At 71.7% G+C, this 20,943-nt stretch carries 17 protein-coding genes; 9 read left to right on the plus strand and 8 right to left on the minus strand.

Features of this window, described 5'->3' with window-relative positions; genetic code table 11:
• Nucleotides 1-109 precede the first annotated feature (109 nt).
• Together ACFV1J_RS15560 and ACFV1J_RS15565 are read left to right on the plus strand one after the other, a co-directional pair.
• The gene (locus tag ACFV1J_RS15560) at nt 110-1,468 is read left to right on the plus strand and encodes an amidase (protein WP_385858269.1); all 1,359 of its coding nucleotides are present in this window, start codon (nt 110-112) and stop codon (nt 1,466-1,468) included.
• Between the two features lie 89 nt (nt 1,469-1,557).
• Nucleotides 1,558-1,986 (plus strand): MerR family transcriptional regulator, encoded by a 429-nt coding sequence (locus ACFV1J_RS15565; protein WP_385858136.1) that lies wholly within the window; start codon nt 1,558-1,560, stop codon nt 1,984-1,986.
• On the opposite strand, the gene ACFV1J_RS15570 is transcribed toward ACFV1J_RS15565, so the two are convergent.
• Nucleotides 1,976-2,689, minus strand: coding sequence for a TetR/AcrR family transcriptional regulator (locus tag ACFV1J_RS15570; protein WP_385858138.1), 714 nt, complete (start codon nt 2,687-2,689; stop codon nt 1,976-1,978). The genes ACFV1J_RS15565 and ACFV1J_RS15570 overlap by 11 nt on opposite strands.
• A 176-nt stretch (nt 2,690-2,865) precedes the next feature.
• Nucleotides 2,866-3,582, minus strand: a complete 717-nt coding sequence (locus ACFV1J_RS15575) for a hemolysin III family protein (protein ID WP_385858140.1) — start codon at nt 3,580-3,582, stop codon at nt 2,866-2,868.
• Between the two features lie 238 nt (nt 3,583-3,820).
• Between ACFV1J_RS15575 and ACFV1J_RS15580 the strand changes: the two genes are divergently transcribed.
• Nucleotides 3,821-5,650 (plus strand): phosphoenolpyruvate carboxykinase (GTP), encoded by a 1,830-nt coding sequence (locus ACFV1J_RS15580; protein ID WP_385858142.1) that lies wholly within the window; start codon nt 3,821-3,823, stop codon nt 5,648-5,650.
• A 209-nt stretch (nt 5,651-5,859) separates the two neighbouring features.
• On the opposite strand, the gene ACFV1J_RS15585 is transcribed toward ACFV1J_RS15580, so the two are convergent.
• Both ACFV1J_RS15585 and ACFV1J_RS15590 read right to left on the minus strand, forming a co-directional pair.
• On the minus strand, nt 5,860-6,336 hold the full coding sequence (locus ACFV1J_RS15585; protein ID WP_385858144.1) for a hypothetical protein: 477 nt from the start codon (nt 6,334-6,336) through the stop codon (nt 5,860-5,862).
• Nucleotides 6,337-6,421: 85 nt separating this feature from the next.
• The gene (locus ACFV1J_RS15590) at nt 6,422-7,633 is read right to left on the minus strand and encodes a pyridoxal phosphate-dependent aminotransferase (protein ID WP_385858146.1); all 1,212 of its coding nucleotides are present in this window, start codon (nt 7,631-7,633) and stop codon (nt 6,422-6,424) included.
• Between the two features lie 199 nt (nt 7,634-7,832).
• On the opposite strand from ACFV1J_RS15590, the gene ACFV1J_RS15595 reads away from it, so the two are divergent.
• A complete protein-coding gene (locus tag ACFV1J_RS15595; RefSeq protein ID WP_385858148.1) occupies nt 7,833-9,950 on the plus strand; it encodes a P-loop NTPase fold protein in 2,118 nt (705 codons plus the stop codon).
• Here the strand turns inward: ACFV1J_RS15595 and ACFV1J_RS15600 are convergent.
• Together ACFV1J_RS15600 and ACFV1J_RS15605 are read right to left on the minus strand one after the other, a co-directional pair.
• Nucleotides 9,947-11,566, minus strand: coding sequence for an amidohydrolase family protein (locus tag ACFV1J_RS15600; RefSeq protein WP_385858150.1), 1,620 nt, complete (start codon nt 11,564-11,566; stop codon nt 9,947-9,949). The genes ACFV1J_RS15595 and ACFV1J_RS15600 overlap by 4 nt on opposite strands.
• A gap of 59 nt (nt 11,567-11,625) precedes the next feature.
• Complete coding sequence (locus tag ACFV1J_RS15605) at nt 11,626-12,915, minus strand: amino acid deaminase (RefSeq protein WP_385858152.1); 1,290 nt, start codon at nt 12,913-12,915, stop codon at nt 11,626-11,628.
• 210 nt (nt 12,916-13,125) lie between these two features.
• Between ACFV1J_RS15605 and ACFV1J_RS15610 the strand changes: the two genes are divergently transcribed.
• The 4 genes from ACFV1J_RS15610 to ACFV1J_RS15625 all read left to right on the plus strand — a co-directional run bounded on the left by ACFV1J_RS15610 (nt 13,126) and on the right by ACFV1J_RS15625 (nt 17,075).
• A complete protein-coding gene (locus ACFV1J_RS15610) occupies nt 13,126-14,259 on the plus strand; it encodes a sugar kinase (RefSeq protein WP_385858154.1) in 1,134 nt (377 codons plus the stop codon).
• Nucleotides 14,256-15,020 (plus strand): IclR family transcriptional regulator, encoded by a 765-nt coding sequence (locus ACFV1J_RS15615; protein ID WP_385858156.1) that lies wholly within the window; start codon nt 14,256-14,258, stop codon nt 15,018-15,020. Before ACFV1J_RS15610 ends, ACFV1J_RS15615 begins: the two co-directional genes overlap by 4 nt.
• Nucleotides 15,017-15,427, plus strand: coding sequence for a RidA family protein (locus ACFV1J_RS15620; RefSeq protein ID WP_385858158.1), 411 nt, complete (start codon nt 15,017-15,019; stop codon nt 15,425-15,427). Before ACFV1J_RS15615 ends, ACFV1J_RS15620 begins: the two co-directional genes overlap by 4 nt.
• Nucleotides 15,428-15,548: 121 nt before the next feature.
• Nucleotides 15,549-17,075: a GntP family permease gene (locus ACFV1J_RS15625; protein WP_385858160.1), complete on the plus strand. Its 1,527-nt coding sequence runs from the start codon at nt 15,549-15,551 to the stop codon at nt 17,073-17,075.
• Between the two features lie 90 nt (nt 17,076-17,165).
• On the opposite strand, the gene ACFV1J_RS15630 is transcribed toward ACFV1J_RS15625, so the two are convergent.
• Nucleotides 17,166-18,536 carry a M14 family metallopeptidase gene (locus ACFV1J_RS15630; RefSeq protein WP_385858163.1) on the minus strand — a complete coding sequence of 457 codons (1,371 nt, stop codon included), beginning with the start codon at nt 18,534-18,536 and terminating at the stop codon, nt 17,166-17,168.
• Nucleotides 18,537-18,782: 246 nt separating this feature from the next.
• On the opposite strand from ACFV1J_RS15630, the gene ACFV1J_RS15635 reads away from it, so the two are divergent.
• Nucleotides 18,783-19,658, plus strand: a complete 876-nt coding sequence (locus tag ACFV1J_RS15635; RefSeq protein WP_385858165.1) for a serine protease — start codon at nt 18,783-18,785, stop codon at nt 19,656-19,658.
• Between the two features lie 107 nt (nt 19,659-19,765).
• On the opposite strand, the gene ACFV1J_RS15640 is transcribed toward ACFV1J_RS15635, so the two are convergent.
• Nucleotides 19,766-20,776: a chitinase gene (locus ACFV1J_RS15640; RefSeq protein WP_385858271.1), complete on the minus strand. Its 1,011-nt coding sequence runs from the start codon at nt 20,774-20,776 to the stop codon at nt 19,766-19,768.
• Between the last annotated feature and the right edge of the window lie 167 nt (nt 20,777-20,943).

A 20,943-nucleotide genomic window follows, 5' to 3' on the forward strand; every position in this document is an offset into this window, starting at 1 on the left:
GCGGCCGGGACGCCGGGCGTTGCGGCGGCCGTCACCCAACGTGCCGGGCGTTGCCGCCGCCGTCGCCCAACCGGCCGCTGTCAGTGGCCGGTTGTAGCCTGCGGGCGTGATGACCTTGCTGGGGCATCGGCCCCTCGTCCAGGAGGCCGCGGCGCTGCGGTCCGGCGCGGACGACCCCGTCGACGCGGTGCGGCGCACATGCGACCGCATCGACGCCGTCGACCCGCAGGTGCGGGCGTTCGTGCCCGAGGACGGGCGGCGTACGCGACTCCTGGAGGCGGCGCGGGAGCTGGCGACGGCCGGCCCGCCGGACCCCGCCGGGCGGCCCGCGCTGTACGGCGTACCGGTCGGCATCAAGGACATCGTGCGGGTGGACGGCCTGCCCACCCGCGCCGGATCGGCCCTGCCGCCCGAGGCGCTGGCCGGTGCGCAGGCCGTCGTGGTGGACCGGCTGCGCGCGGCCGGCGCCCTGGTGGCGGGCAAGACCGTCACCGCGGAGTTCGCGGTCACGGCCCCCGGCCCGACCCGCAATCCGCACAACCCGGCTCATACGCCCGGGGGTTCGAGCAGTGGCTCGGCGGCCGCGGTCGCGGCCGGCATGGTGCCGCTGGCCATCGGGACGCAGACCGTCGGCTCGATGATCCGGCCCGCGGCCTACTGTGGCGTGGTCGGCTTCAAGCCCACCTACGGGCGGATACCGCTCGACGGCGTGATCCCCAACGCCCTCAGCTTCGACACCCTGGGGTGGTACGCCACGGATGTGGCAGGTGTCGCCCTCGCCGCCTCGGTGCTGCTCGACGGCGGGCGCGGCGGCCCGGGGCGTCCGGAGCCGGCCGCGCGCCCCGGCCAGCTCGCGCGCCCGGTGCTGGGCGTGCCGGTGGGCCCCTATCTGGAGCGCGCCGGCGCGGAAGCACTGCGCGCCTTCAAGGAGCAGCGCGCGCAGCTGGGCGCCGCCGGGTACGAGATCCGCGAGGTCCCGGTGATGGACGACTTCGACGCGGTCGTGGAGCAGTTGTTCACGATGAACCGCTACGAGGTGGCCCGGGCCCATGCCGACTGGTTCGCGCGCTTCGGCGACCGCTACCGCGAGCAGACCACGGCGGCCGTCCGGCAGGGGCAGGCGATCAGGGACGCGGCCTACGAGGCGGCCCGGACCCGCCGCACCGCGTTCCGCACGCGACTCGCGGAAGCGTCGGCCGGGGCCGGTATCGATCTGTGGCTCGCCCCGGCGGCCACCGGCCCGGCCCCTGCCGATCTCACCACCACCGGCACGTCGATCATGTGCCTGCCGTGGAGCAACGCCGGTCTGCCGTCCCTCAGCCTGCCCGCCGGGCGGGCCGCCGACGGGCTGCCGCTGGGGCTCCAACTCATCGCCGCCGAGGGCGCGGACGAGGCACTGCTGGACGCGGCGACCGGGATCGAAGGAGTCCTGAACGGGGCGGGCGGCGAGGAGGCGAGCGGGCGCTGAACGGCACGGGGGACCGCGAGGGAGGAGCGGAGGACCGGGGGCGCGTACGGGACGAGGCGCAACCGGCCTTACCGCCCCGGGAGACGTCGATGCGGATCGGGGACGCCGCGGCGGCCGCCGGGATGACACCGCGGGCGCTGCGCTACTACGAACAGCAGGGCCTGGTGACGGCCCGGAGGACCCCCTCCGGGCACCGGGTCTACGACACCGAGGACATCCGCCGGCTGCGGGCGGTCCGCGAACTGCGGGAAGCCGGGCTGACGGTGGGCGACGTTCGGGCCTTCGCGCATCTGCTGCGCACCATGCCGCCCGAGGGGGTGCCCGCACTGATCCCCAAGGACCCGCGGGCGCAGTGGTGTTCCACGGCCGAAGCGGTGGCCCGGCGCCGGCTGGCGGACCTGGACGCCCGTATCGAGCGGCTCTCTCAACTACGGGCGCGGCTCGCCGCACGCCTGGGCGAGCCGGCGGCCAGCCCGGGCGCCGCACCGTCCCCGGAGGCCCCCGCCACTACGGCGTGAGCCCACGCGCCAGCACGTCCATCGTCTGGTGGATCAGCCGGACCAGCGCCTCCAGACCAGGCGTACCGTCCTTGCCGGGTCTCCCGCCTTCCCCGGGCGTCCGGCCCTCCCCGGGCTTCCCGCCTTCCCCGGGCGTCCCGGCCCCCGCCACCCAGGCCAGCATCGCCTCCTGGAGGGCGGCCAGGACCGCCGCGCTGATGACCCGGAGTTCCAGATCGTCGGCCGGGCGGCCGGTGCGCTCGGCCAGCACGGCACTGATGGTGGCGGTGTTCCGGGCGGTGTTCTCCGCCGTGCGGCCGCGGATGGCGGGCACTTCGCTGACCAGCCGGATGCGCTGGACGAGGTCGCCGCGGTCCTCGGGGGTCAGGTGGTGCAGCGCCTCGATGGTGACCTGGCGGACCGACTCGACGATCGGCTCGTCCGCCGGCCGCGACCGCAGCCCGGTGGCCAGCACGGTGTCGTACTCGTCGGTGAGCACGAGGTCTTCCTTGGTGGGGAAGTACCGGAAGACCGTGCTCGGCGAGACCTCGGCGGCCTCGGCGATCCGGTCGACGGGGGTCGCGTCGTAGCCCTGTTCCGCGAAGAGCCGGTACGCGGCCCGCCGGATCGCCTGCCGGGTCTTGATCTTCTTCCGCTCCCGCAGCCCGGGCTTCGGCGGTCCGGGGCGGGCGGCGGCGGTGCGTGCGGAGACCATGCCCAGCATTCTCGGGCACCGGTCGACCGTCCGGCCACGGTCGGGCGAGGGCCGGTGCGGCGGCCGGGCCCCCGCCGTTGTCAGTGGCGTGTGTCACGCTGTGAAGCACGGTGATACACGGAGCGTGAGTCACCTGGGCTGTGCGAGCTGTGCGGACTGCGGGAGTCGTGCGCGGCGCCGGCGGCTCAGGCGTGGGTGTACGCCACCAGCGAGATGCCGACGTAGTGGACGACGAAGGCGGCGAGCGTGAAGGAGTGGAAGACCTCGTGGAAGCCGAACCAGCGGGGGGAGGGGTTGGGGCGCTTGATGCCGTAGATGATGCCGCCGGCGCTGTAGAGCAGACCGCCGACGACGACGAGGACGAGGACGGCGACCCCGCCGGTGCGCAGGAAATCGGGGAGGAAGAAGACGGCGGCCCAGCCCATGGCGATGTAGCAGGGGGTGTAGAGCCAGCGGGGCGCGCCGACCCAGAAGACGCGGAAGGCGATACCGGCCAGGGCGGCGGCCCAGATCGCCCAGAGCAGCAGCTGCCCGCGTGAGCCGGGCACGAGCAGCATCGTGAAGGGGGTGTAGGTGCCGGCGATGATCAGGAAGATATTGGCGTGGTCGAGTCGCCGCAGGATGCCGTCCGCGCGCGGGCCCCAATTGCCGCGGTGGTAAAGGGCGCTGACGCCGAAGAGCAGGCAGGCGGTCAGGGTGTAGATGGCGCAGGCCAGTCGGCCGCGGGGGCTGTCGGCGAGTGCGGTCAGGAATACACCGGAGAGCAGGACGGCGGGGAACATTCCCGCATGCAGCCATCCGCGGAGCTTGGGCTTGAGCGGTGCGGCCGCGGCGGCGACCGCCGCCATCGCGGGGGACGCGGCGGTGGGCCGGTTCTCGGCGGCGTCAGGCGCGGAAGTCATGGCGCAATGCTAGCTACGCGACCGTAGGTTACCGGGCCGTCCACGAGTGGTGACGGTCACGAAGGCGCCCTCTGGACAGATCGGTATTCGGGTCGGATGATCAAATGAGTGCGGACGGCACCGGATGAGCGGTCACGAAGCATCCGGGTCGCGGCCCCCAAGGGGCAACAAACAAAAGAAGCGGATTTTCCCGGCACACCGGGCATATATCCGTCCACACCCTCATCTAGGAGCGATCGTGGCGCGCGACAACGCGGCTCCCACCGTCCCGACCCGTCACCAGGGCCTCGTTGCCTGGGTCGACGAAATTGCAGCGATCACCCAGCCCGACCGGGTCGTCTGGTGTGACGGCTCGGAGGCTGAGTACGAGCGCCTGTGTGAGGAGCTCGTCGACAAGGGCACGTTCCGGAAGCTCGACCCGATCAAGCGCCCCAACTCGTACTACGCCGCCTCCGACCCCTCGGACGTGGCCCGCGTCGAGGACCGCACCTTCATCTGCTCCGAGAAGGAGGAGGACGCCGGCCCGACCAACCACTGGAAGGCGCCCGCCGAGATGCGGGAGATCTTCACGGGCACGGCCGGTGAGGGCGGCATCTTCCGCGGTGCGATGAAGGGCCGGACGATGTACGTCGTTCCGTTCTGCATGGGCCCGCTGGGCTCGCCGCTGTCCGCCCTCGGCGTGGAGATCACCGACTCCGCGTACGTCGCGGTCTCGATGCGCACGATGACGCGGATGGGACAGCCGGTCCTCGACGAGCTCGGCGAGGACGGCTTCTTCGTCAAGGCGGTGCACACCCTCGGCGCCCCGCTGGCGGAGGGCGAGGCGGACGTACCGTGGCCGTGCAACTCCACCAAGTACATCTCGCACTTCCCCGAGGACCGCGAGATCTGGTCCTACGGCTCCGGCTACGGCGGCAACGCCCTGCTCGGCAAGAAGTGCTACGCCCTGCGCATCGCGTCGGTGATGGCCCGCGACGAGGGCTGGCTGGCCGAGCACATGCTGATCCTCAAGCTGACCCCGCCGCAGGGCGAGTCGAAGTACGTGGCCGCCGCCTTCCCGTCCGCCTGTGGCAAGACCAACCTCGCCATGCTGGAGCCCACGATCTCCGGCTGGACGGTCGAGACCATCGGCGACGACATCGCCTGGATGCGCTTCGGCGAGGACGGCCGCCTCTACGCGATCAACCCCGAGGCCGGCTTCTTCGGCGTCGCGCCCGGCACCGGTGAGCACACCAACGCCAACGCCATGAAGACCCTGTGGGGCAACTCCGTCTTCACCAACGTGGCGCTGACGGACGACGGTGACGTGTGGTGGGAGGGCATGACCCAGGAGACCCCCGCCCACCTCATCGACTGGAAGGGCAACGACTGGACGCCGGAGTCGGAGACCCCGGCGGCCCACCCCAACGCCCGGTTCACCACCCCGGCCGGCCAGTGCCCGATCATCGCGCCCGAGTGGGAGGACCCCAAGGGTGTGCCGATCTCGGCGATCCTCTTCGGTGGTCGCCGGGCCAGCGCGGTCCCGCTGGTGACCGAGTCGCTGAGCTGGCAGCACGGCGTCTTCCTCGGCGCGAACGTGGCGTCCGAGAAGACCGCCGCGGCCGAGGGCAAGGTCGGCGAGCTGCGCCGCGACCCGTTCGCCATGCTGCCGTTCTGCGGCTACAACATGGGCGACTACATGGCCCACTGGATCGATGTGGCCAAGGACAAGGACCAGTCCAAGCTGCCGAAGATCTACTACGTCAACTGGTTCCGCAAGGACGACGAGGGCCGCTTCGTGTGGCCGGGCTTCGGCGAGAACAGCCGGGTGCTCAAGTGGATCGTCGAGCGGCTGGACGGCAAGGCCGAGGGCGTGGAGACCCCCATCGGCGTGCTGCCCGCCAAGGGCGCGCTGGACACCGAGGGCCTCGACCTCAGCGAGACCGACCTCGACTTCCTGCTCTCCGTCGACAAGGAGGTCTGGCGCGAGGAGGCGGCGCTGGTCCCCGAGCACCTCAACACCTTCGGTGACCACACGCCGAAGGAGCTGTGGGACGAATACCGTGCGCTGGTGAAGCGGCTCGGCTGACCGCCGACGACGTCCACCGACGTCACCGCTGCCGACGGGCATCCGGCCGGGCCCCGCACCGATGGTGCGGGGCCCGGCCTTTACTGCTGGGTCGTCAAAGTCCCGCCCCGGCCGGAAGTGGGCCGGGGTCGATGGCCCGGTGGAGTGAACCGGCCGCCGGCCGGGCCGGGGATCGGTGGGGCGGCGGGCCCTGCCTCACGGGCCCTGCCTCACGCGCTGGCGAGGTCCCGTACCGGGCCCGTGTGGGCCTCCATCCGCTCGGCCGTCAGGGCGATCACCGCGGCGTCACCCCGGGACGTGGCGACCGCCAGGGCGTTGCCGGCCAGGGTGCGGGCGCGCTGCTGGAGCGCTGCCGCGCGGGACGGGCTGCCGGCGTCCGAGGGCTCGGCGCGCAGCGGGTGGTGGCCACCGCTCAGCCGGGCGACCTGCTCGGCGATGCGGTCGGCGGCATCGGCCAGGGCGGCGGCGTCCAGTGCGGCGGTGTCCAGGGCCGGCCCGGCACCCGGGTCGCCGGCCGGGCGGGCGTCCTGGCGCCGGGCCAGGGCGTGCAGCTCGTCGGTGACGGTGAGCAGTGCGGTCAGCTGTCCGGCGAGCCGGATGTCCAGCTCCTCCTCGCGGGAGCGGTGCGGGATCTCCGGGGCGGCGGCCATGGTGTGGACCGACTTGGTGCGGATCGGTTCGTACATGGGACGGCCTCCTGAAAAATGTGCAGGAAGCCATCCTAGCTTAGACGGTGTCTAAAGTTATGGGTCGTACAGAAGTCGGCTCGGCTCAGTACTGTCCGTAGCCGTCGAGGAAGGAGCCGATCCGGGTCACCGCGTCCGCCAGGTCGTCCTTGTTGGGCAGGGTGACCAGCCGGAAGTGGTCCGGCTCGGGCCAGTTGAAGCCGGTGCCGTGCACGATCATGATCTTCTCGGCGCGCAGCAGGTCCAGCACCATCTGCCGGTCGTCCTTGATCTTGTATACCTTCGGGTCCAGCCGCGGGAAGGCGTAGAGCGCGCCCTTCGGCTTCACGCAGCTGACCCCGGGGATCTGCGTCAGCAGCTCGTACGCGGTGTCGCGCTGCTCCAGCAGCCGGCCACCGGGCAGGACGAGGTCCCGGATCGACTGCCGGCCGCCGAGCGCCGTGGCGACGGCGTGCTGGGCCGGCATGTTGGCGCACAGCCGCATGTTGGCGAGGATCGTCAGCCCCTCGATGTACGAGGAGGCGTGCGCCTTCGGGCCGCAGACCGCCAGCCAGCCGCTGCGGTAGCCGGCGACCCGGTACGCCTTGGACAGCCCGTTGAAGGTCAGGGTCAGCAGGTCCGGGGCGAGCGCGGCGAACGGGGTGTGGGTGACCCCGTCGAAGAGGATCTTGTCGTAGATCTCGTCGGCGCAGACGATCAGGTTGTGCCGCCGGGCGATCTCCGCGATGCCGTGCAGCAGCGCGTCGTCGTACACCGCGCCGGTCGGGTTGTTGGGGTTGATGACGACGATGGCCTTGGTGCGGTCGGTGACCTTGCGCTCGATGTCGGCGAGGTCGGGCATCCAGTCGGCCTGCTCGTCGCAGCGGTAGTGCACGGCGGTACCGCCGGACAGTGAGACCGCCGCGGTCCACAGGGGGTAGTCCGGGGCCGGCACCAGCACCTCGTCGCCGTCGTCCAGCAGCGCCTGCATCGACATCTGGATCAGCTCGGAGACGCCGTTGCCCAGGTAGATGTCGTCGACGGAGAGCTCGATGCCCTTGGTCTGGTAGTGCTGCATCACCGCACGGCGGGCGGACAGCAGGCCCTTCGCGTCGCCGTAGCCGTGCGCCGTCCCGACCGTGCGGAGGATGTCCTCCAGGATCTCGGGCGGGCACTCGAAGCCGAACGCCGCCGGGTTGCCGGTGTTCAGCTTGAGGATGCGGTGACCCGCCGCCTCCAGCCGCATGGCCTCCTCGAGCACCGGGCCACGGATTTCGTAGCAGACGTTGGCGAGCTTCGTTGACTGGATCACCTGCATGTCCGCCACCTTACGGGCGCGTTTCACCGGCCGCCCGGTGTTTTTCCCCACGTTGACCGACGCAGGGTGTGGGGTTCCTCACGCGTCGTGACGACCGGGGGTGCGGGCACCGTGCCCGTCGCTGCCGGGGAGCCACTGGGGGCTGCTGATTTCGCGGCGGCGTGCGCGGGCGCGCGGCAGGCCGGTACGCTCCGGGCGCATGCCCACCTCGGCCCCGTTACCTCCCGCCGCGCCGGTACCCGCCGGGTCCGGACCGGCCGCCCCCGTGCCCCCGCCGCACGGCCCGTTCGCGCTGCTCAACGACGAGCCGGTGGCCGTGCCGGGCGCGGATCTGCTCGGCGCCGGACGCGCCGCCCGCCAGCTCGCCGGCCTGCTCGTCGCCTCCCGGGAGTCCACCCCCTTCACCCTCGCCGTCGACGCCGGCTGGGGCATGGGCAAGAGCAGCCTGATGCGGCTGGTCGACGCGGAGCTGACGCAGGCCTCCGACGTCCACACGGTCTGGTACAACGCCTGGACCTCGACCGGCGCCGACGCACTGGAAGGGCTGATCAAGTCCGTCCTGATGCGCTTCGACCGGCGGGTGTTGCGCCGGGGCCTGGCACGGGTCAGCGAGCGGCGCGGCCTGCTGCGCGCGGCCCGGGCGCTGACCACCGTCGTCGCGGGGCCGCTCGGGATGGCCGGTCTCGTCGACGAGCTGTGGAAGAGCCTGTCGGTCAATTCCCAGGCACGCAACGAGATGCGCGGGGCGATCGGCGAGCTGGTGCAGGAGTGGTCGCAGAACACCGAGTTCCGGCCGCGCCGGCTCCTGGTGGTCTTCATCGACGACCTCGACCGCTGCTCGGAGGAGACGGTGCTCGCGGTCTGCGAGGCGGTGAAGGTCTATCTGGACGTGCCCGGGCTGGCGTTCATGATCGGCTGCGACCGGTCGGCGCTGGGGCCCAACGGGCTGCTGCGCGATCTGTCGCCGGCCGGTTCGGCGTTCCTGGAGAAGATCTTCCAGACCAGCTACCGGATTCCGGCCCCCGACAACCACGGCGTCAAGGACTACATCCGCTGGTGCGCCCATACCGCGGGCATCGAGCCGCTGCTCGACGACGCCCTGGTGGATCTGCTGGTCCAGCGCTCGGACCGCAACCCGCGCCGCATCAAACGGCTGGTCAACGGCTTCGTCCTGGAAGCGAGCCTGAACCCGGTCTGGCGTGACTTCGGCCCCGACGCGGTGATCCGGACGCTGCTGCTGCAGTACTTCTATCCCGACTTCTACCGGATGATGACCGGCCCGTCCGGCACGGTGGACGGCGATGTGGTGGCCGAGTTCCGTACCTACCGCGAGGTGCGGCGCACGCTGCTGGCCGCGGCCGCGGCTCCGCCCCCCGACCACGAACTCAGGAGGGTGCGGACCTTCCTCGCCTCGTACGACCTGCTGGCGCCGGACCCGCTCGGCGCGTCGGGCGAGCAGGTGCTGACCGCGCTGGAGCGTCAACTCCCCACCGAATTCCCCACCTTGGTGATCAATCCGGCGTTCACCTCGCTGGTCGACGAGCTGACCGCCCGCCCGGACGCGGACCGGCTGCTGCAACGGCTGCGCGAGGGCCCGCAGGGCGCGGGCGGCGAGCCGACCCGGATGTCCCAGGAGTGGGCCCCGATGTGGCAGAGCCTGCCGGACGTCCGCGCGGACGGTCACGGCATCGGGTTCGGCCCGCCGCTGGCGTGGCCGGGCGAGGAGCCGTACGCGGGGGCCGGCGGCTACGGGGTGCCGCAGCAGGCGCCCTACGGGGTGCCGCAGCAGCCGGCGCCGGCGGCCCGGCAGCAGCCCGCCTCCCCGTACCCGCAACCGGGGCCGCAGGGCGGCTACCCGGCGGCCGTGCCGCAGTCCGGCTACCCGCCGCAGATGCAGCAACCCGGGTACGGGCAGCAGAGCCCGTTCTCGTCACCGACGCCGTTCCACGTCCTGTGGGTCGACGACCAGCCGGACCGCAAGGCCGTGGTGCGCACGGTGCTGGAGGGGCTCGGGGTGCAGGTGACGCATGTGGAGAGGAGCGCTGAAGCCGTTCAGTTCCTCCGCACCCACGCCCCCGATCTGCTGATCTCCGACATCAGCCGGGGGCGGGAACACACCGCGGGCTTCGCCATGGTGGAACGCCTCAAGGAGGACGGGAACTACGACGGGCCGGTGGTCTTCTTCACCATCCGCCGGTCCCCGGAACGCGAGGAGCGTGCCACGGCCCTGGGCGCCTCGCTCACCAACAACGAGCAGGAGCTGGGCGATCTGGTCCTGACCGCCCTCCGGGAGCGGTCCCGGTCCGAGGCGCCCTAAGTGGTGCGTCGCACCGCCCGTCCCGCCAGGACGTCCGTCCGGCGGCCGTCCTCGATGACGAAGCGGCCGTCGATCAGGACGTGCGGGATGCCGACGGGTGGCGTGCGCGGTGCCTCGAACGTCGAGCCCGCCGCCACCGTGTCCGGGTCGAAGAGGACCAGGTCGGCGCGGTAGCCGGCGCGGACGAGTCCGCGGTCGGGCAGCCGCAGCCGGGCCGCCGGACGGCCCGTCAGATGGGCCACGCACTCCTCCAGGGACAGCACGCCCAGATCGCGGGTGTAGTGGCCGAGGTAGTGCGGGAAGGTGCCGTAGGCGCGGGGGTGCGGCTTGTCGCCCTGGAGGATGCCGTCGCTGCCGCCGGTGTGCACCGGGTGCTGCATGATCGCGCGGACGTTCTCCTCGTGGCCGACGTGCTGGAGGATCGTCGAGCCGAGGCGGTCGTCGAGGAGGAGGCGGCGGGCGGTGGCCCAGGGGGCCTCGCCGCGCTCGGCGGCGGTACGGGCGACCGTCTTGCCTACGTGGGAGGCGAGGTCGGGATCGCTGACGCCGGAGACCTCGATGGTGTCCCAGTCGATCGGCACGCCGTGGCAGCCGTCGGAGCCGAGCTCCTCGACGTGGTGGCGGATGCGCTCGGCCGTCCCGTCGTCGCGGAGCCGCGCGAGGGTGGCCTCCGGGCCGCCCTCGCCCGCCCAACTGGGCAGCATCGCCACGAGGGTGGTCGAGCCGGGGGTGTACGGGTAGGTGTCGAGGCTGAGGTCCGCGCCGGCGGCGATCGCCTCGTCGAGGAGGGCGAGGAGGTCGGCGGCCCGGCCCTTGTTCACCCCGAAGTTCATGGTGGCGTGGGCGAGGTGGAGGGCGCAGCCGGCGGTGCGGGCGAGGTCGACCATCTCCTTGTAGGCGTCCAGGGCTCCGGCGCCGTAACTGCGGTGGTGGGGACAGTAGTAGCCGTCGTAGGCGGCCACGACCCGGCACAGTGCGGTGAGTTCGGCGTCCTTGGCGTACATGCCGGGGGTGTAGGTGAGGCCGGAGGACATGCCGACGGCGCCCTGTTCCAGGCCCTCGGCGACCAGCCGCTTCATGTGGTCGAGCTCGGCCGGGGTGGCGTCCCGGTCCTCCCAGCCGACCGCGTACATCCGGACCGTGCCCTGCGGGACGAGGTAGGCGGCGTTGACCGCGATGCCCTGCCCGTCGAAGCCGCGGTCCAGGCGGTCCAGGTATCCGCCGACCGTCCGCCAGTCGAAGTCGACGGAGGTGTCCCCGGGCGCACCGCCGTTCCAGCCGGTGATGGCCCGGCGGACCTGGGCGAGGGTGCGGTCGTCGACCGGCGCGTACGACAGGCCGTCCTGGCCGAGGACTTCGAGGGTGACGCCCTGGGCGGCCTTGGCCTCGTGTGCCGGGTCGCGCAGCAGCGCCAGGTCGCTGTGCGCGTGCATGTCGATGAAGCCGGGGGAGAGGGCGAGGCCGCCGGCGTCCAGGGTGCGGCGGGCGGTGGGGCGGCGGCCGGCGCCCTCGCGCACGACGGCGGCGATCCGGCCGCCGTCGAGCGCGACATCGGCCCGGTAGGAGGCGCCGCCGGTGCCGTCGAGGACGCGTACGTCGCGGATGACCAGGTCCATGGCGGGCCTCTCGGGGCGGGCGGCGGCGGGGATCGGAGGAAGCGGAAACGGGCCGGGGATCAGAAGAAGGTGCGGACGAAGTCGACGACCGTGCCGTCCCGTTCGACGAGCGGGATCAGCTGCCACTTGTCGAACGAGGTGCACGGGTGGGACAGCCCCAGCCCGACCCAGTCACCGACCTCCACGTCGCCGGTCCGTTCCGTCGCCAGCCAGGCGTGCTGGTCGGACAGTCCGGTGACGGTGATCCCGTCCGCGGGCCGCTCGCTGCCGTCCCGGCCGGACCGTACGACCTGGGCCTGCGGCAGGTCCAGGTCGTACGCCGCGTCGCGCTTGCCCGCGTTGAGGAACGCCTGGCCCGGCGTGGGGCGGGAGACGACCTGCGCCCACAGCCGGAAGGCGGGCTGAAGATCGCCCTCGTCCGGCACGCGGTTGAAGGGGGTCAGCCGGCGGTAGTGCCCGTCGTCGTGCGAGACGTACGCGCCCGAGCGCAGCAGCTTCAGGACCGGCGCCGAGAGGGCGGGGATCTCCTCGAAGACCTCGGCGACCGCGTCGAACCAGGCGCTGCCGCCGGCGCTGACGACGATCCGGTCCAGGTCCGCGAACCGCCCGGCCTTGTCGAACTCCACGGCCAGCGCCACCAGCCGGCGCAGCCAGGCCCGCACCCGCTCCCCGTCGGCGTCCGGTACCTCGCCCTCGTACCCGGCGATGCCCACCAGGCGGAGGGTGTCCACGCCCGCGATGGCGTCGGCGAGTTCGAGGCATTCGGCCTCGGTGCGGACGCCGGTGCGGGCGCCCTCGCCCGCGCCCAGTTCGATGACCACATCGACCGGCCGGGTGGCGCCGGCCGCCCGCAGCGCGGTGTCCATCAGGGCGATGCCGGGCAGCGAGTCGACGTAGCAGACGAAGCGGAAGTCGGGGTCGGCGGCCAGCTCACCGGCCAGCCAGCGCAGCGCGGCGGCGTCCACCAGCTCGTTGGCGAGGAAGATCCGCTGGATGCCGTAGGTGCGGTAGACCCGGGCCTGGTGCGGGACGGCCGCGGTGATGCCCCAGGCGCCGTGCTCCAGTTGGCGGGCGAAGAGCTGGGGAGCCATACAGGTCTTGCCGTGCGGGGCGAAGGCCAGGCCGTGCCGGGTCGAATAGGTCTCCAGGGCGGCCAGGTTGTGCTCGACGGCCTCCGCGGACAGGGCCAGGACGGGGGTGGTGAACCCGCCGTCGAAGAGGTTGCGGCGCTCGGCCGCCAGCTCACCGACGGTCAAGCCCTCGGCGTCCGGGGGAAGTCCCTTGAAACGGTGATCGACACGTTCGTCCGCGAGTTCCGCAAGTCCCTGCGCGAGCCGCTCCCCCGTCATGGGGCCTCCTCAAGATCGTGTTGCATGCTCTGCAACGACCATTGCGCATACCGCTGGCAGCTGTCTAACATCCGGCCCATCGCCCGGTCAATGGTGGGAAACGCGGCGGGAAACCGCAGGAATGGGCGGACATCACCGGGACAACCTCCGGGGACGGCGGGCCGGCGCACGGCCCGCCCGGGCACGCCCAGCGAAGGAGCGCACACGATCGTGACCAGGACCCCGGACGCCAGCGGCACCCACGGCCCGGGCGGCACCCCCGCCCCGGCCGCCGACGTCGTCTGCCTCGGCGAGTCCATGGTCACCTTCCTGCCCGCCCGGCCCGGACGACTCGCCGACGTCCCCTCCTTCCAACGGGCCATCGGCGGCGCGGAGTCCAACGTCGCCTGCATGCTCGCCGCCGCCGGCCACCGCACGAAGTGGGTCAGCCGGGTCGGCGCCGACGGCTTCGGCGACCACCTCGTCGAGACCATCGCCGGGTACGGCGTCGACACCTCCGCGGTGCGCCGCGACCGCGACCGCCCCACCGGCATCTACTTCCGCACCGCCGGCGACCGCGCCACCGAGGCCCACGAGGTCGCCTACTACCGCGCCGGCTCCGCGGCCTCCGCCATGTCCGTGACCACCCTGGACACCGGCGCCCTCCAGGACTGCCGCGTCCTGCACCTCTCCGGCATCACCGCGGCGCTCTCCGCCGACTGCCTCGACCTGCTGCGCACCCTGACCGCCCGCCGCCCCGGCCGCCGGCCCCTCGTCTCGTTCGACGTCAACCACCGGCCCGGCCTGTGGCGCGGCTCCCCCGAACTCCCGGCTCCGCCCGGGCAGGGAGGTACCCCCATCGGCCCGCAGGTGCTGCTCGACCTCGCGCGCGGGGCCGACGTCGTCTTCGTCGGCGAGGACGAGGCCCGGGACGCCTGGGGCCTGCACGGCAGCCGGGCGATCCGCGCGGCCCTGCCGGAGCCGGAGGTGCTGGTCGTCAAGGGGGGCGGGGGCGGGACCGTGGTCTTCCAGGGCGGGGGCCGGCCCGGTGAGCGGGGCGACGAGCGTACGGCCGTCCGCGCCCTGGACGTGGACGTGGTCGCCGCCGTCGGCGCCGGTGACGCGTTCGCCGCCGGATTCCTCTCCGCCACCCTCCGCGGCCTGCCGCTGCGCACCCGCGTCCGGCACGGCCACCTCTTCGCCGCCGCCGCCCTCACCGTCCCCGGCGACCTCGCGGCCCCGCCCGCCCGGGCCCTCGCCGACCGGCTGGCCGCGCTCGACGAGGACGCCTGGGAGAAACTTCACCTCGGCCCCGGCTGGACCACAGCCGCTCGTGAGGCCGCCGAGGAGGTACGTCCGTCATGAGCCAGACCGTCGACCGCGCGCTGAGCATCCTGCCGCTGCTCGCCGAAGGGCCCGCCGACCTCGGCCAGGTCGCCGACCGGCTCGGCGTGCACAAGTCCACCGCCCTCCGGCTGCTGCGCACCCTCCACGAACACGGCCTGGTCTACCGGCAGACCGACCAGCGCTACCGCCTCGGCGCCCGCCTCTTCGCGCTCGCCCAGGAAGCCGTCGAGAACCTCGACGTACGCGAGATCGCCCACCCCCACCTCGTCGAACTCAACGAGAAGTGCGGCCACACCGTCCACCTCGCCGTCTACGAGGAGAACGAGGTCCTCTACATCGACAAGGTGGAGAGCCGCTACCCGGTCCGGATGTACTCCCGGATCGGCAAGCCCGTCGCGATCACCGTCGCCGCGGTCGCCAAACTGCTCCTCGCCGACCTCCCGGAACCCGAGCTCCGCGCCCTCGTGGAAAAGCTCGACTACCCCCGCTACACGGCCCGTTCGACCCCCGACGCCACGGCCTTCTGCGCCGAACTCGCCAAGGTCCGCGAACAGGGCTGGGCCACCGACCTCGGTGGCCACGAGGAGTCCATCAACTGCGTCGGGGCTCCCGTCCGCGGCGCGGACGGACGCGTGGTCGCCGCCATGTCGGTCTCCGCACCGAACGTCGTCGTCTCCGCCGAGGAACTCCTCACCCTGCTCCCGCTGGTGCGCCGCACCGCCGACGCCATCAGCCGGGAGTACTCCGGCAGTACACCGACCAAGGAAGCACGCGCATGAGCGAGAAGACCGCCCTCACCCCGGCCACCCACACCACCCCGCCCGCGAAGTTCTCCCACGGCGTGAAGAAGGGCAACATCCTCCAGGTCGCGGGCCAGGTCGGCTTCCTCCCCGCGGCCCCGGGCCAGGCCCCCACCCCGGCCGGTCCGACCCTGCGCGAGCAGACCCTGCAGACCTTCGCCAACGTCCGGGCGATCCTCGAAGAGGGCGGTGCCACCTGGGACGACGTGATGATGATGCGCGTCTACCTCACGGACACCGACCACTTCGCCGAGATGAACGAGATCTACAACCAGTACTTCGAGGAGCAGGGCCTCACCCAGCCTCCCGCCGCCCGCACGACCGTCTACGTCGGTCTCCCCGCGGGCCTGCTCATCGAGATCGACGCGCTCGCGGTCCTCGGCTGAGCCTCCCTACCCCACCAGCAAGCCGTACGTCGTCACGGCCCGGCACACCAGCGCGGTGTGCCGCGCCGCGATCCCTCCTGCCCTCCTGCGAAAGACTCATGGAATTACGAGGTCCCCCCGCATGCCCCTGTTCCCCCTTGCCGCGGCCGCCCCCGCGCCGGCTCCCGCGCCACCCCACACCGGCGGCATCCTTCCCCTGATCGGCGGCACCGCCGGGCTGCTGACCGTGGCCGCGCTCGGCATCGTGCTGCTGCTCCTCCTGATCATCAAGGTCAGACTCCAGCCGTTCGTGGCCCTCCTCGCCGTCTCCATAGCCGTCGGACTCGGCGCCGGCCTCTCCGTCACCGAACTCTTCGGCACCGTCCAGAAGTCCGACGCCGTCTCGCTCATCGAGTCCGGTATGGGCGGCACCCTCGGCCATGTGGCGATCATCATCGGCCTCGGCACCATGCTCGGGGCGGTGCTCGAAGTCTCCGGCGGCGCCGAGGTGTTGGCGTCCCGCCTGCTGAACCTCTTCGGCGAGCGGCGGGCGCCGCTCGCCATGGGCCTGACCGGCCTGATCTTCGGCATCCCGGTCTTCTTCGACGTCGGCATCTTCGTCCTCGCACCGATCGTCTACGCGGCCGCCAAGCGGGGTGGCAAGTCGATCGTCCTCTACTGCATGCCGCTGCTCGCCGGTCTGTCCATGACCCACGCCTTCCTGCCGCCGCACCCGGGCCCGGTGGCGGCGGCGGGCCTGCTCCACGTCGACCTCGGCTGGGTCATCCTCATGGGCATCGTCTGCGGCATCCCCGCCGTGCTCGCCGCCTGGGGCTGGGCCGCCTGGATCGGCAAGCGGGTCTTCGTGCCCGTACCGCAGGACATGGTCGAGGCCGCGGCGGAGGCGAAGGCCGCGCTCGCCGAGGAACAGCGGAAGGCCGGTGTCACGCCGACCGAGAAGCCGGTCCCGCTCGGCACCGTCTTCGCCATCATCGGCACCCCGCTCGTCCTGATCCTCCTCGCCACCTTCTCCTCGATCGCCTTCGGCCCTTCCCCCGGCTCTCCGGCCGGCTCCGAGCCGGGGATACCCCGGACCGCCCGCTCGGTCGTCGAGTTCTTCGGCCACCCCTTCGTCGCCCTGACGATCGCGCTGCTGCTCGCGTACTACCTGCTCGGCATCCGCCGCGGCTGGTCCCGCAAGTCCCTGGAGACGGTGTCCACCGCCGCACTGAAGCCGGTCGGCAACATCCTGCTGGTCGTCGGCGCCGGCGGGATCTTCGGCGCGGTCCTCAAGGGCAGCGGTGTCGCCCAGGCGCTCTCCGACACCTTCAAGGGCATCGGCCTGCCGGTGATCGTCCTCGCGTACCTGATCTCGCTGGTCCTGCGGGTGGCGCAGGGCTCGGCGACGGTCGCCATCGTCACCACGGCCGGTATCGTCTGGCCGCTGATCGAGGCGGGCCACCACTCGCAGCCCTTCGTCGCCCTCGTCATCATGGCGATCTCGGCGGGCTCGATCTTCGCCTCGCATGTGAACGACGGTGGCTTCTGGATGGTCAGCAAGTACTTCGGCATCACCGAACGCGACACGCTGAAGACCTGGACGGTCCTGGAATCCGTCCTCTCGGTCGCGGGGTTCGCGGTGGCGGCGCTGGTGAGCCTGCTGGTGTGAAGCGCCGGTGAGCCTGTGGGTGTGACGGGTACGGGCCGCCGCGTGCGCTCGGCGACGCGGCGGCCCGTACCTGCCGTACGACCTCCCGGCTCAACTGCCCTTGCAGTACTGCCCTTCCTTGCCGATCACGCGGTACATGCAGTCCGCGGTCTCCAGCAGCTGGAGCACCGGCTCACGGTTGCGCGAGGTCTCCTTCGCGATCACCGAGTCTTTCGGATAGAAACCGCCGTGGCCCGACGACGGATACATCTCGAAGGTGTAGGCGAAGACCTTCTGGTCCCCCCACAGCCAGTCGTCGATGGAGCCGTCGGTGATGTAGAGCTCGCTGGACTGCTCCGGGGTGTAGCCGTTGGCGGCGGCCATCTTCTTGCCGAGGGTGGCGAAGGTGTCGTGCTCGTCCTGCGTCATCCCGGGGCCCGTGGGGTCGTTGGTGAACCCGAAGGGCCACAGGACGAGTTCGCTGTACGTGTGGAAGTCGATGGCGGCCTTGATCTGCTGCACACCGCCGACGACGCGGCTGTGGACGAACTTCGAGACGACCTGCACCTCGGGGGCGGAGGCGGGGGAGGCGCCGCGGTAGGTCTCGTCGCCCGGGTCGTCGGAGGATCCGCCGCAGCAGCCCCACTTGAAGTCCCAGTTGCGGTTGAGGTCGGTGCCGACCTCGCTGCTCCCGGCGTTGGGCTGCCGGTTCTTGCGCCAGCTGCGGAACGACCCGGAGGCGATGTCGTACTCCCCGCCGTCGGGGTTGAGGTCCGGCACGATCCAGACCTCCCGCGAATCGAGGATCTTCGTGATGCGCGGATCCGAGCCGTACTTCGAGGTGAATTCGTTGAGGAGGTAGAGGGCCATCTCGACGGTGAGGTGTTCCCGGGCGTGCTGATGGGCCGTGAAGAGCACCTCGGGTTCGTTCTCGTCCTTGCTGACGTTCTTGCTGAGCTTGAGGGCGAGGATGTCGCGGCCCTCGTGGGACCTGCCGATGACCTGCTTGGACAGGATCTGCGGGTACTTGGCGACGAGGGTGTTGATCTCCTTCGTGGCCTCGGCGTAGGTGTGGTAGCCGGTGTAGCCGGGTGGGAAGTCCTTGACGCGGGCGCCGGGAGCGGTCGGTGCCGCCGCCGGATTGTCCGGCAACTGCCGCACCGAATAACCGAGTTGGCGTACGGCGGCGGCCTGGGTCCGGTCGGCCGTGATGACGACGGCCCGGGCGTGCACCTCGTCGATGCTGACGCCGGTCGCCGCCAGCGCGGTACGGGCGGCCGGCGTGGCCGGCCCGGTCACCTCGTACTGATGGGGCTGCCGGTCCGGTGCGTTCTGCTGCTCCGCGCCACCCGTCGCCGTGGCATCGACGGCGGCTCCGGCCGGAGAGTCCAGGGCCTGCGCGGCGGTGATCGGGGCGGCGAGCGCGAGGGAGAGCAGCGCGGCGAGGACGGTCGTCCGTCCGCCGCGTATCCGTGGTCGCATGCGGTCTCCTGTGGGGGTGTGAGTCGAAGCGACGCCGCCATTGTTTGGGGTTGGCATGGGCGGGTCAAGGTGTGGGATGGCCAGATGTGGCGGGGCAGGCGGAGCTCGGGGTCGCCGTCGAGTCCGTCAACTTCCCATCGTTATGGGGGAATTGCTTGCCGTGGTGGGGTCTGGCGCTGACAATGCGCACGACAAAACCGAGGGTTCGTGCGGACCCCCGGTGACCGAAGCTGAGAGGACCCCCACATGAATCGACCTCTCGTCGGCACCCTGGCCACGGCCGTACTGGGAGCCGCGGCCCTGGTGGGCACCGTCGGAACGGCGCAGGCGGCGCCCGAGCGGACGGCGTCGCACCACGGGCAGCACACGACCAAGGCGGTGGACTTCGCCGGCACCGTGGCGCTGAGCAACTGCTCCGGCTCGGTGGTGCGGATGCCCACCTCGCAGGCGAACGACCCGGCGCTGGTGATGTCCAACGGCCACTGTCTGGAAAGTGGTATGCCCGGCGCGGGCGAGGTGATCGTCGACCAGCCGTCCCGCCGCAGCTTCACCCTGCTCGACAAGTCGGCGCGCGGCGTGGGCACGATCAAGGCCACCAAGGTCGCCTACGCGACGATGACCGACACCGACGTCACGATCTACCAGACCAGCTCCACGTACGCCCAGATCCAGCAGAAGTACGGGATCAAGCCGCTGGAACTGGCCACCGAGCACCCGGCCAAGGGTGCCGGGATCAGTGTGGTCTCCGGCTACTGGAAGAAGATCTACACCTGCAGCGTCGACGGGTTCGTGCCCACCCTCAAGGAGGGTGACTGGACCTGGAAGGACTCGGTCCGCTACACCCCGGAGTGCAAGACCATAGGCGGCACGTCCGGTTCGCCGGTGGTCGACACCACGACGGGCAAGGTCGCGGCGATCAACAACACGGGTAACGAGGACGGCGAGAAGTGCACCGTCAACAACCCGTGCGAGGTCGACGAGAACGGCAACGTCACGGTGCACCAGGGCACCAACTACGCCCAGGAGACCTACGGGATCCCGAAGTGCTTCGGCGCCGGGAACAAGCTCGACCTGAGCGCGGAGGGCTGTGCGCTGCCGAAGCCGGCGGGCGCGCGGAGGTGATCCACCGCAGGCGCTGACAGGGCAGCACGCCAGGTCCCGGGCACGGTGTGCGCGGGACCTGGCCGTGGGGGGTGGCGGCCGAGGGTCTCCTCAGGGCCCTGTATCCCCTACGGGAGGCCGTGGACGTGGGCGCCCACCTGTTGGGCGAACTCATTGCCGTTGGCGGCGTCCCAGTTGGTGGACCAGGTCATCGCGCCGCGCAGCCCGGGGTACGTCTTCGCGGGCTTGAACGCGCCGCAGCCGCTGCCCTTCGTCAGGCAGTCGAGCGCGTCGTTGACGACGGACGGGGCGACATGCCCGCTGCCGGCCGCCCGGTCGGACGCCGGGACGCCGATGCCGACCTGCGACGGGTCCAGGCCGTTTTCGAGCTGGATACAGGCGAGCGAGGTCAGGAAGTCCACCGAGCCCTGGGCGTAGACCTTGCCGTCGCAGCCGTTCATGGAACCGCTGTTGTAGTACTGCATGTTGACGGCGGTGAGGAAGTCCTTGATGCCGAGCGCCGTCTTGAAGTACTCGTTCCGCGGTGACTGCATGTCGACGGTCTGCGGGGCCATGGTCACCACGACGTCGCCGTGCGCGGCGTGCACGGCCTTCAGCGCCTGGGTCATGTACGTCGCGTTGAGGCCGTTCTCCAGGTCGATGTCGACGCCGTCGAAGCCGTACTCGTCCATGAGCGTGTTGATCGAGTCGGCGAAGTTCTTCGCGGAGGCGTCGTCGTTCACCGAGATCGCCCCCTTCTCGCCGCCGACCGAGATGATCACGGACTTGCCGGCCGCCCGCTTGGCCTTGATGTCCGCCTTGAAGTCGTCGACGGAGCCGTAACCGACGGCCGGGTCGAGGTGGAAGGTGACGGCCCCGGGCCGGTCGGTGGCGTCGGCGAACGACACCGCGATGATGTCGTAGGCGTCGTCGACGTCCTTGAGTTTCTGCACCGTGGCGCCGTTGTTGAAGTTCTGCCAGTAGCCGGTGAGGGCGTGGGCGGGGACGGCGGCGGGGTGCGCCGCGGGGCCGGCGGCCGGGGCGGCTGCCGCGGCCGGGTGGCCCTCCGAGGCCCGGGCGGTGCCGGCGGCGACCAGACCGGCCGAGGTCAGCAACGCCGCGGCCAGTCCGGCGAGCAGCCTCCTCCTGACCTTGCGTCCGTCCGTACCTGACCGGGCGCCAGAAGCGCCCGGCCGAACGCCGGACGGACCTGAACCTGGGCGAACCGCATCGGATCGTGCGCGAACCACGACTGCCTCCGTGTGGGGGGAGTGGGGGGTGAAGGTGGGGGGTGGTGCGGATGCGC

The sequence above is a fragment of the Streptomyces sp. NPDC059649 genome (assembly GCF_042734445.1).
In the GTDB taxonomy this organism is placed as follows: domain Bacteria; phylum Actinomycetota; class Actinomycetes; order Streptomycetales; family Streptomycetaceae; genus Streptomyces.

What these genes read in the sequence shown, in the direction of transcription:
- ACFV1J_RS15560 (WP_385858269.1), top strand. Translation starts at nt 110, where the DNA reads ATGACCTTGCTGGGGCATCGGCCCCTCGTCCAGGAGGCCGCGGCGCTG.
- ACFV1J_RS15565 (WP_385858136.1), top strand. Translation starts at nt 1,558, where the DNA reads ATGCGGATCGGGGACGCCGCGGCGGCCGCCGGGATGACACCGCGGGCG.
- ACFV1J_RS15570 (WP_385858138.1), bottom strand. Translation starts at nt 2,689, where the DNA reads ATGCTGGGCATGGTCTCCGCACGCACCGCCGCCGCCCGCCCCGGACCG.
- ACFV1J_RS15575 (WP_385858140.1), bottom strand. Translation starts at nt 3,582, where the DNA reads ATGACTTCCGCGCCTGACGCCGCCGAGAACCGGCCCACCGCCGCGTCC.
- ACFV1J_RS15585 (WP_385858144.1), bottom strand. Translation starts at nt 6,336, where the DNA reads ATGTACGAACCGATCCGCACCAAGTCGGTCCACACCATGGCCGCCGCC.
- ACFV1J_RS15590 (WP_385858146.1), bottom strand. Translation starts at nt 7,633, where the DNA reads ATGCAGGTGATCCAGTCAACGAAGCTCGCCAACGTCTGCTACGAAATC.
- ACFV1J_RS15595 (WP_385858148.1), top strand. Translation starts at nt 7,833, where the DNA reads ATGCCCACCTCGGCCCCGTTACCTCCCGCCGCGCCGGTACCCGCCGGG.
- ACFV1J_RS15600 (WP_385858150.1), bottom strand. Translation starts at nt 11,566, where the DNA reads ATGGACCTGGTCATCCGCGACGTACGCGTCCTCGACGGCACCGGCGGC.
- ACFV1J_RS15605 (WP_385858152.1), bottom strand. Translation starts at nt 12,915, where the DNA reads ATGACGGGGGAGCGGCTCGCGCAGGGACTTGCGGAACTCGCGGACGAA.
- ACFV1J_RS15615 (WP_385858156.1), top strand. Translation starts at nt 14,256, where the DNA reads ATGAGCCAGACCGTCGACCGCGCGCTGAGCATCCTGCCGCTGCTCGCC.
- ACFV1J_RS15620 (WP_385858158.1), top strand. Translation starts at nt 15,017, where the DNA reads ATGAGCGAGAAGACCGCCCTCACCCCGGCCACCCACACCACCCCGCCC.
- ACFV1J_RS15625 (WP_385858160.1), top strand. Translation starts at nt 15,549, where the DNA reads ATGCCCCTGTTCCCCCTTGCCGCGGCCGCCCCCGCGCCGGCTCCCGCG.
- ACFV1J_RS15630 (WP_385858163.1), bottom strand. Translation starts at nt 18,536, where the DNA reads ATGCGACCACGGATACGCGGCGGACGGACGACCGTCCTCGCCGCGCTG.
- ACFV1J_RS15635 (WP_385858165.1), top strand. Translation starts at nt 18,783, where the DNA reads ATGAATCGACCTCTCGTCGGCACCCTGGCCACGGCCGTACTGGGAGCC.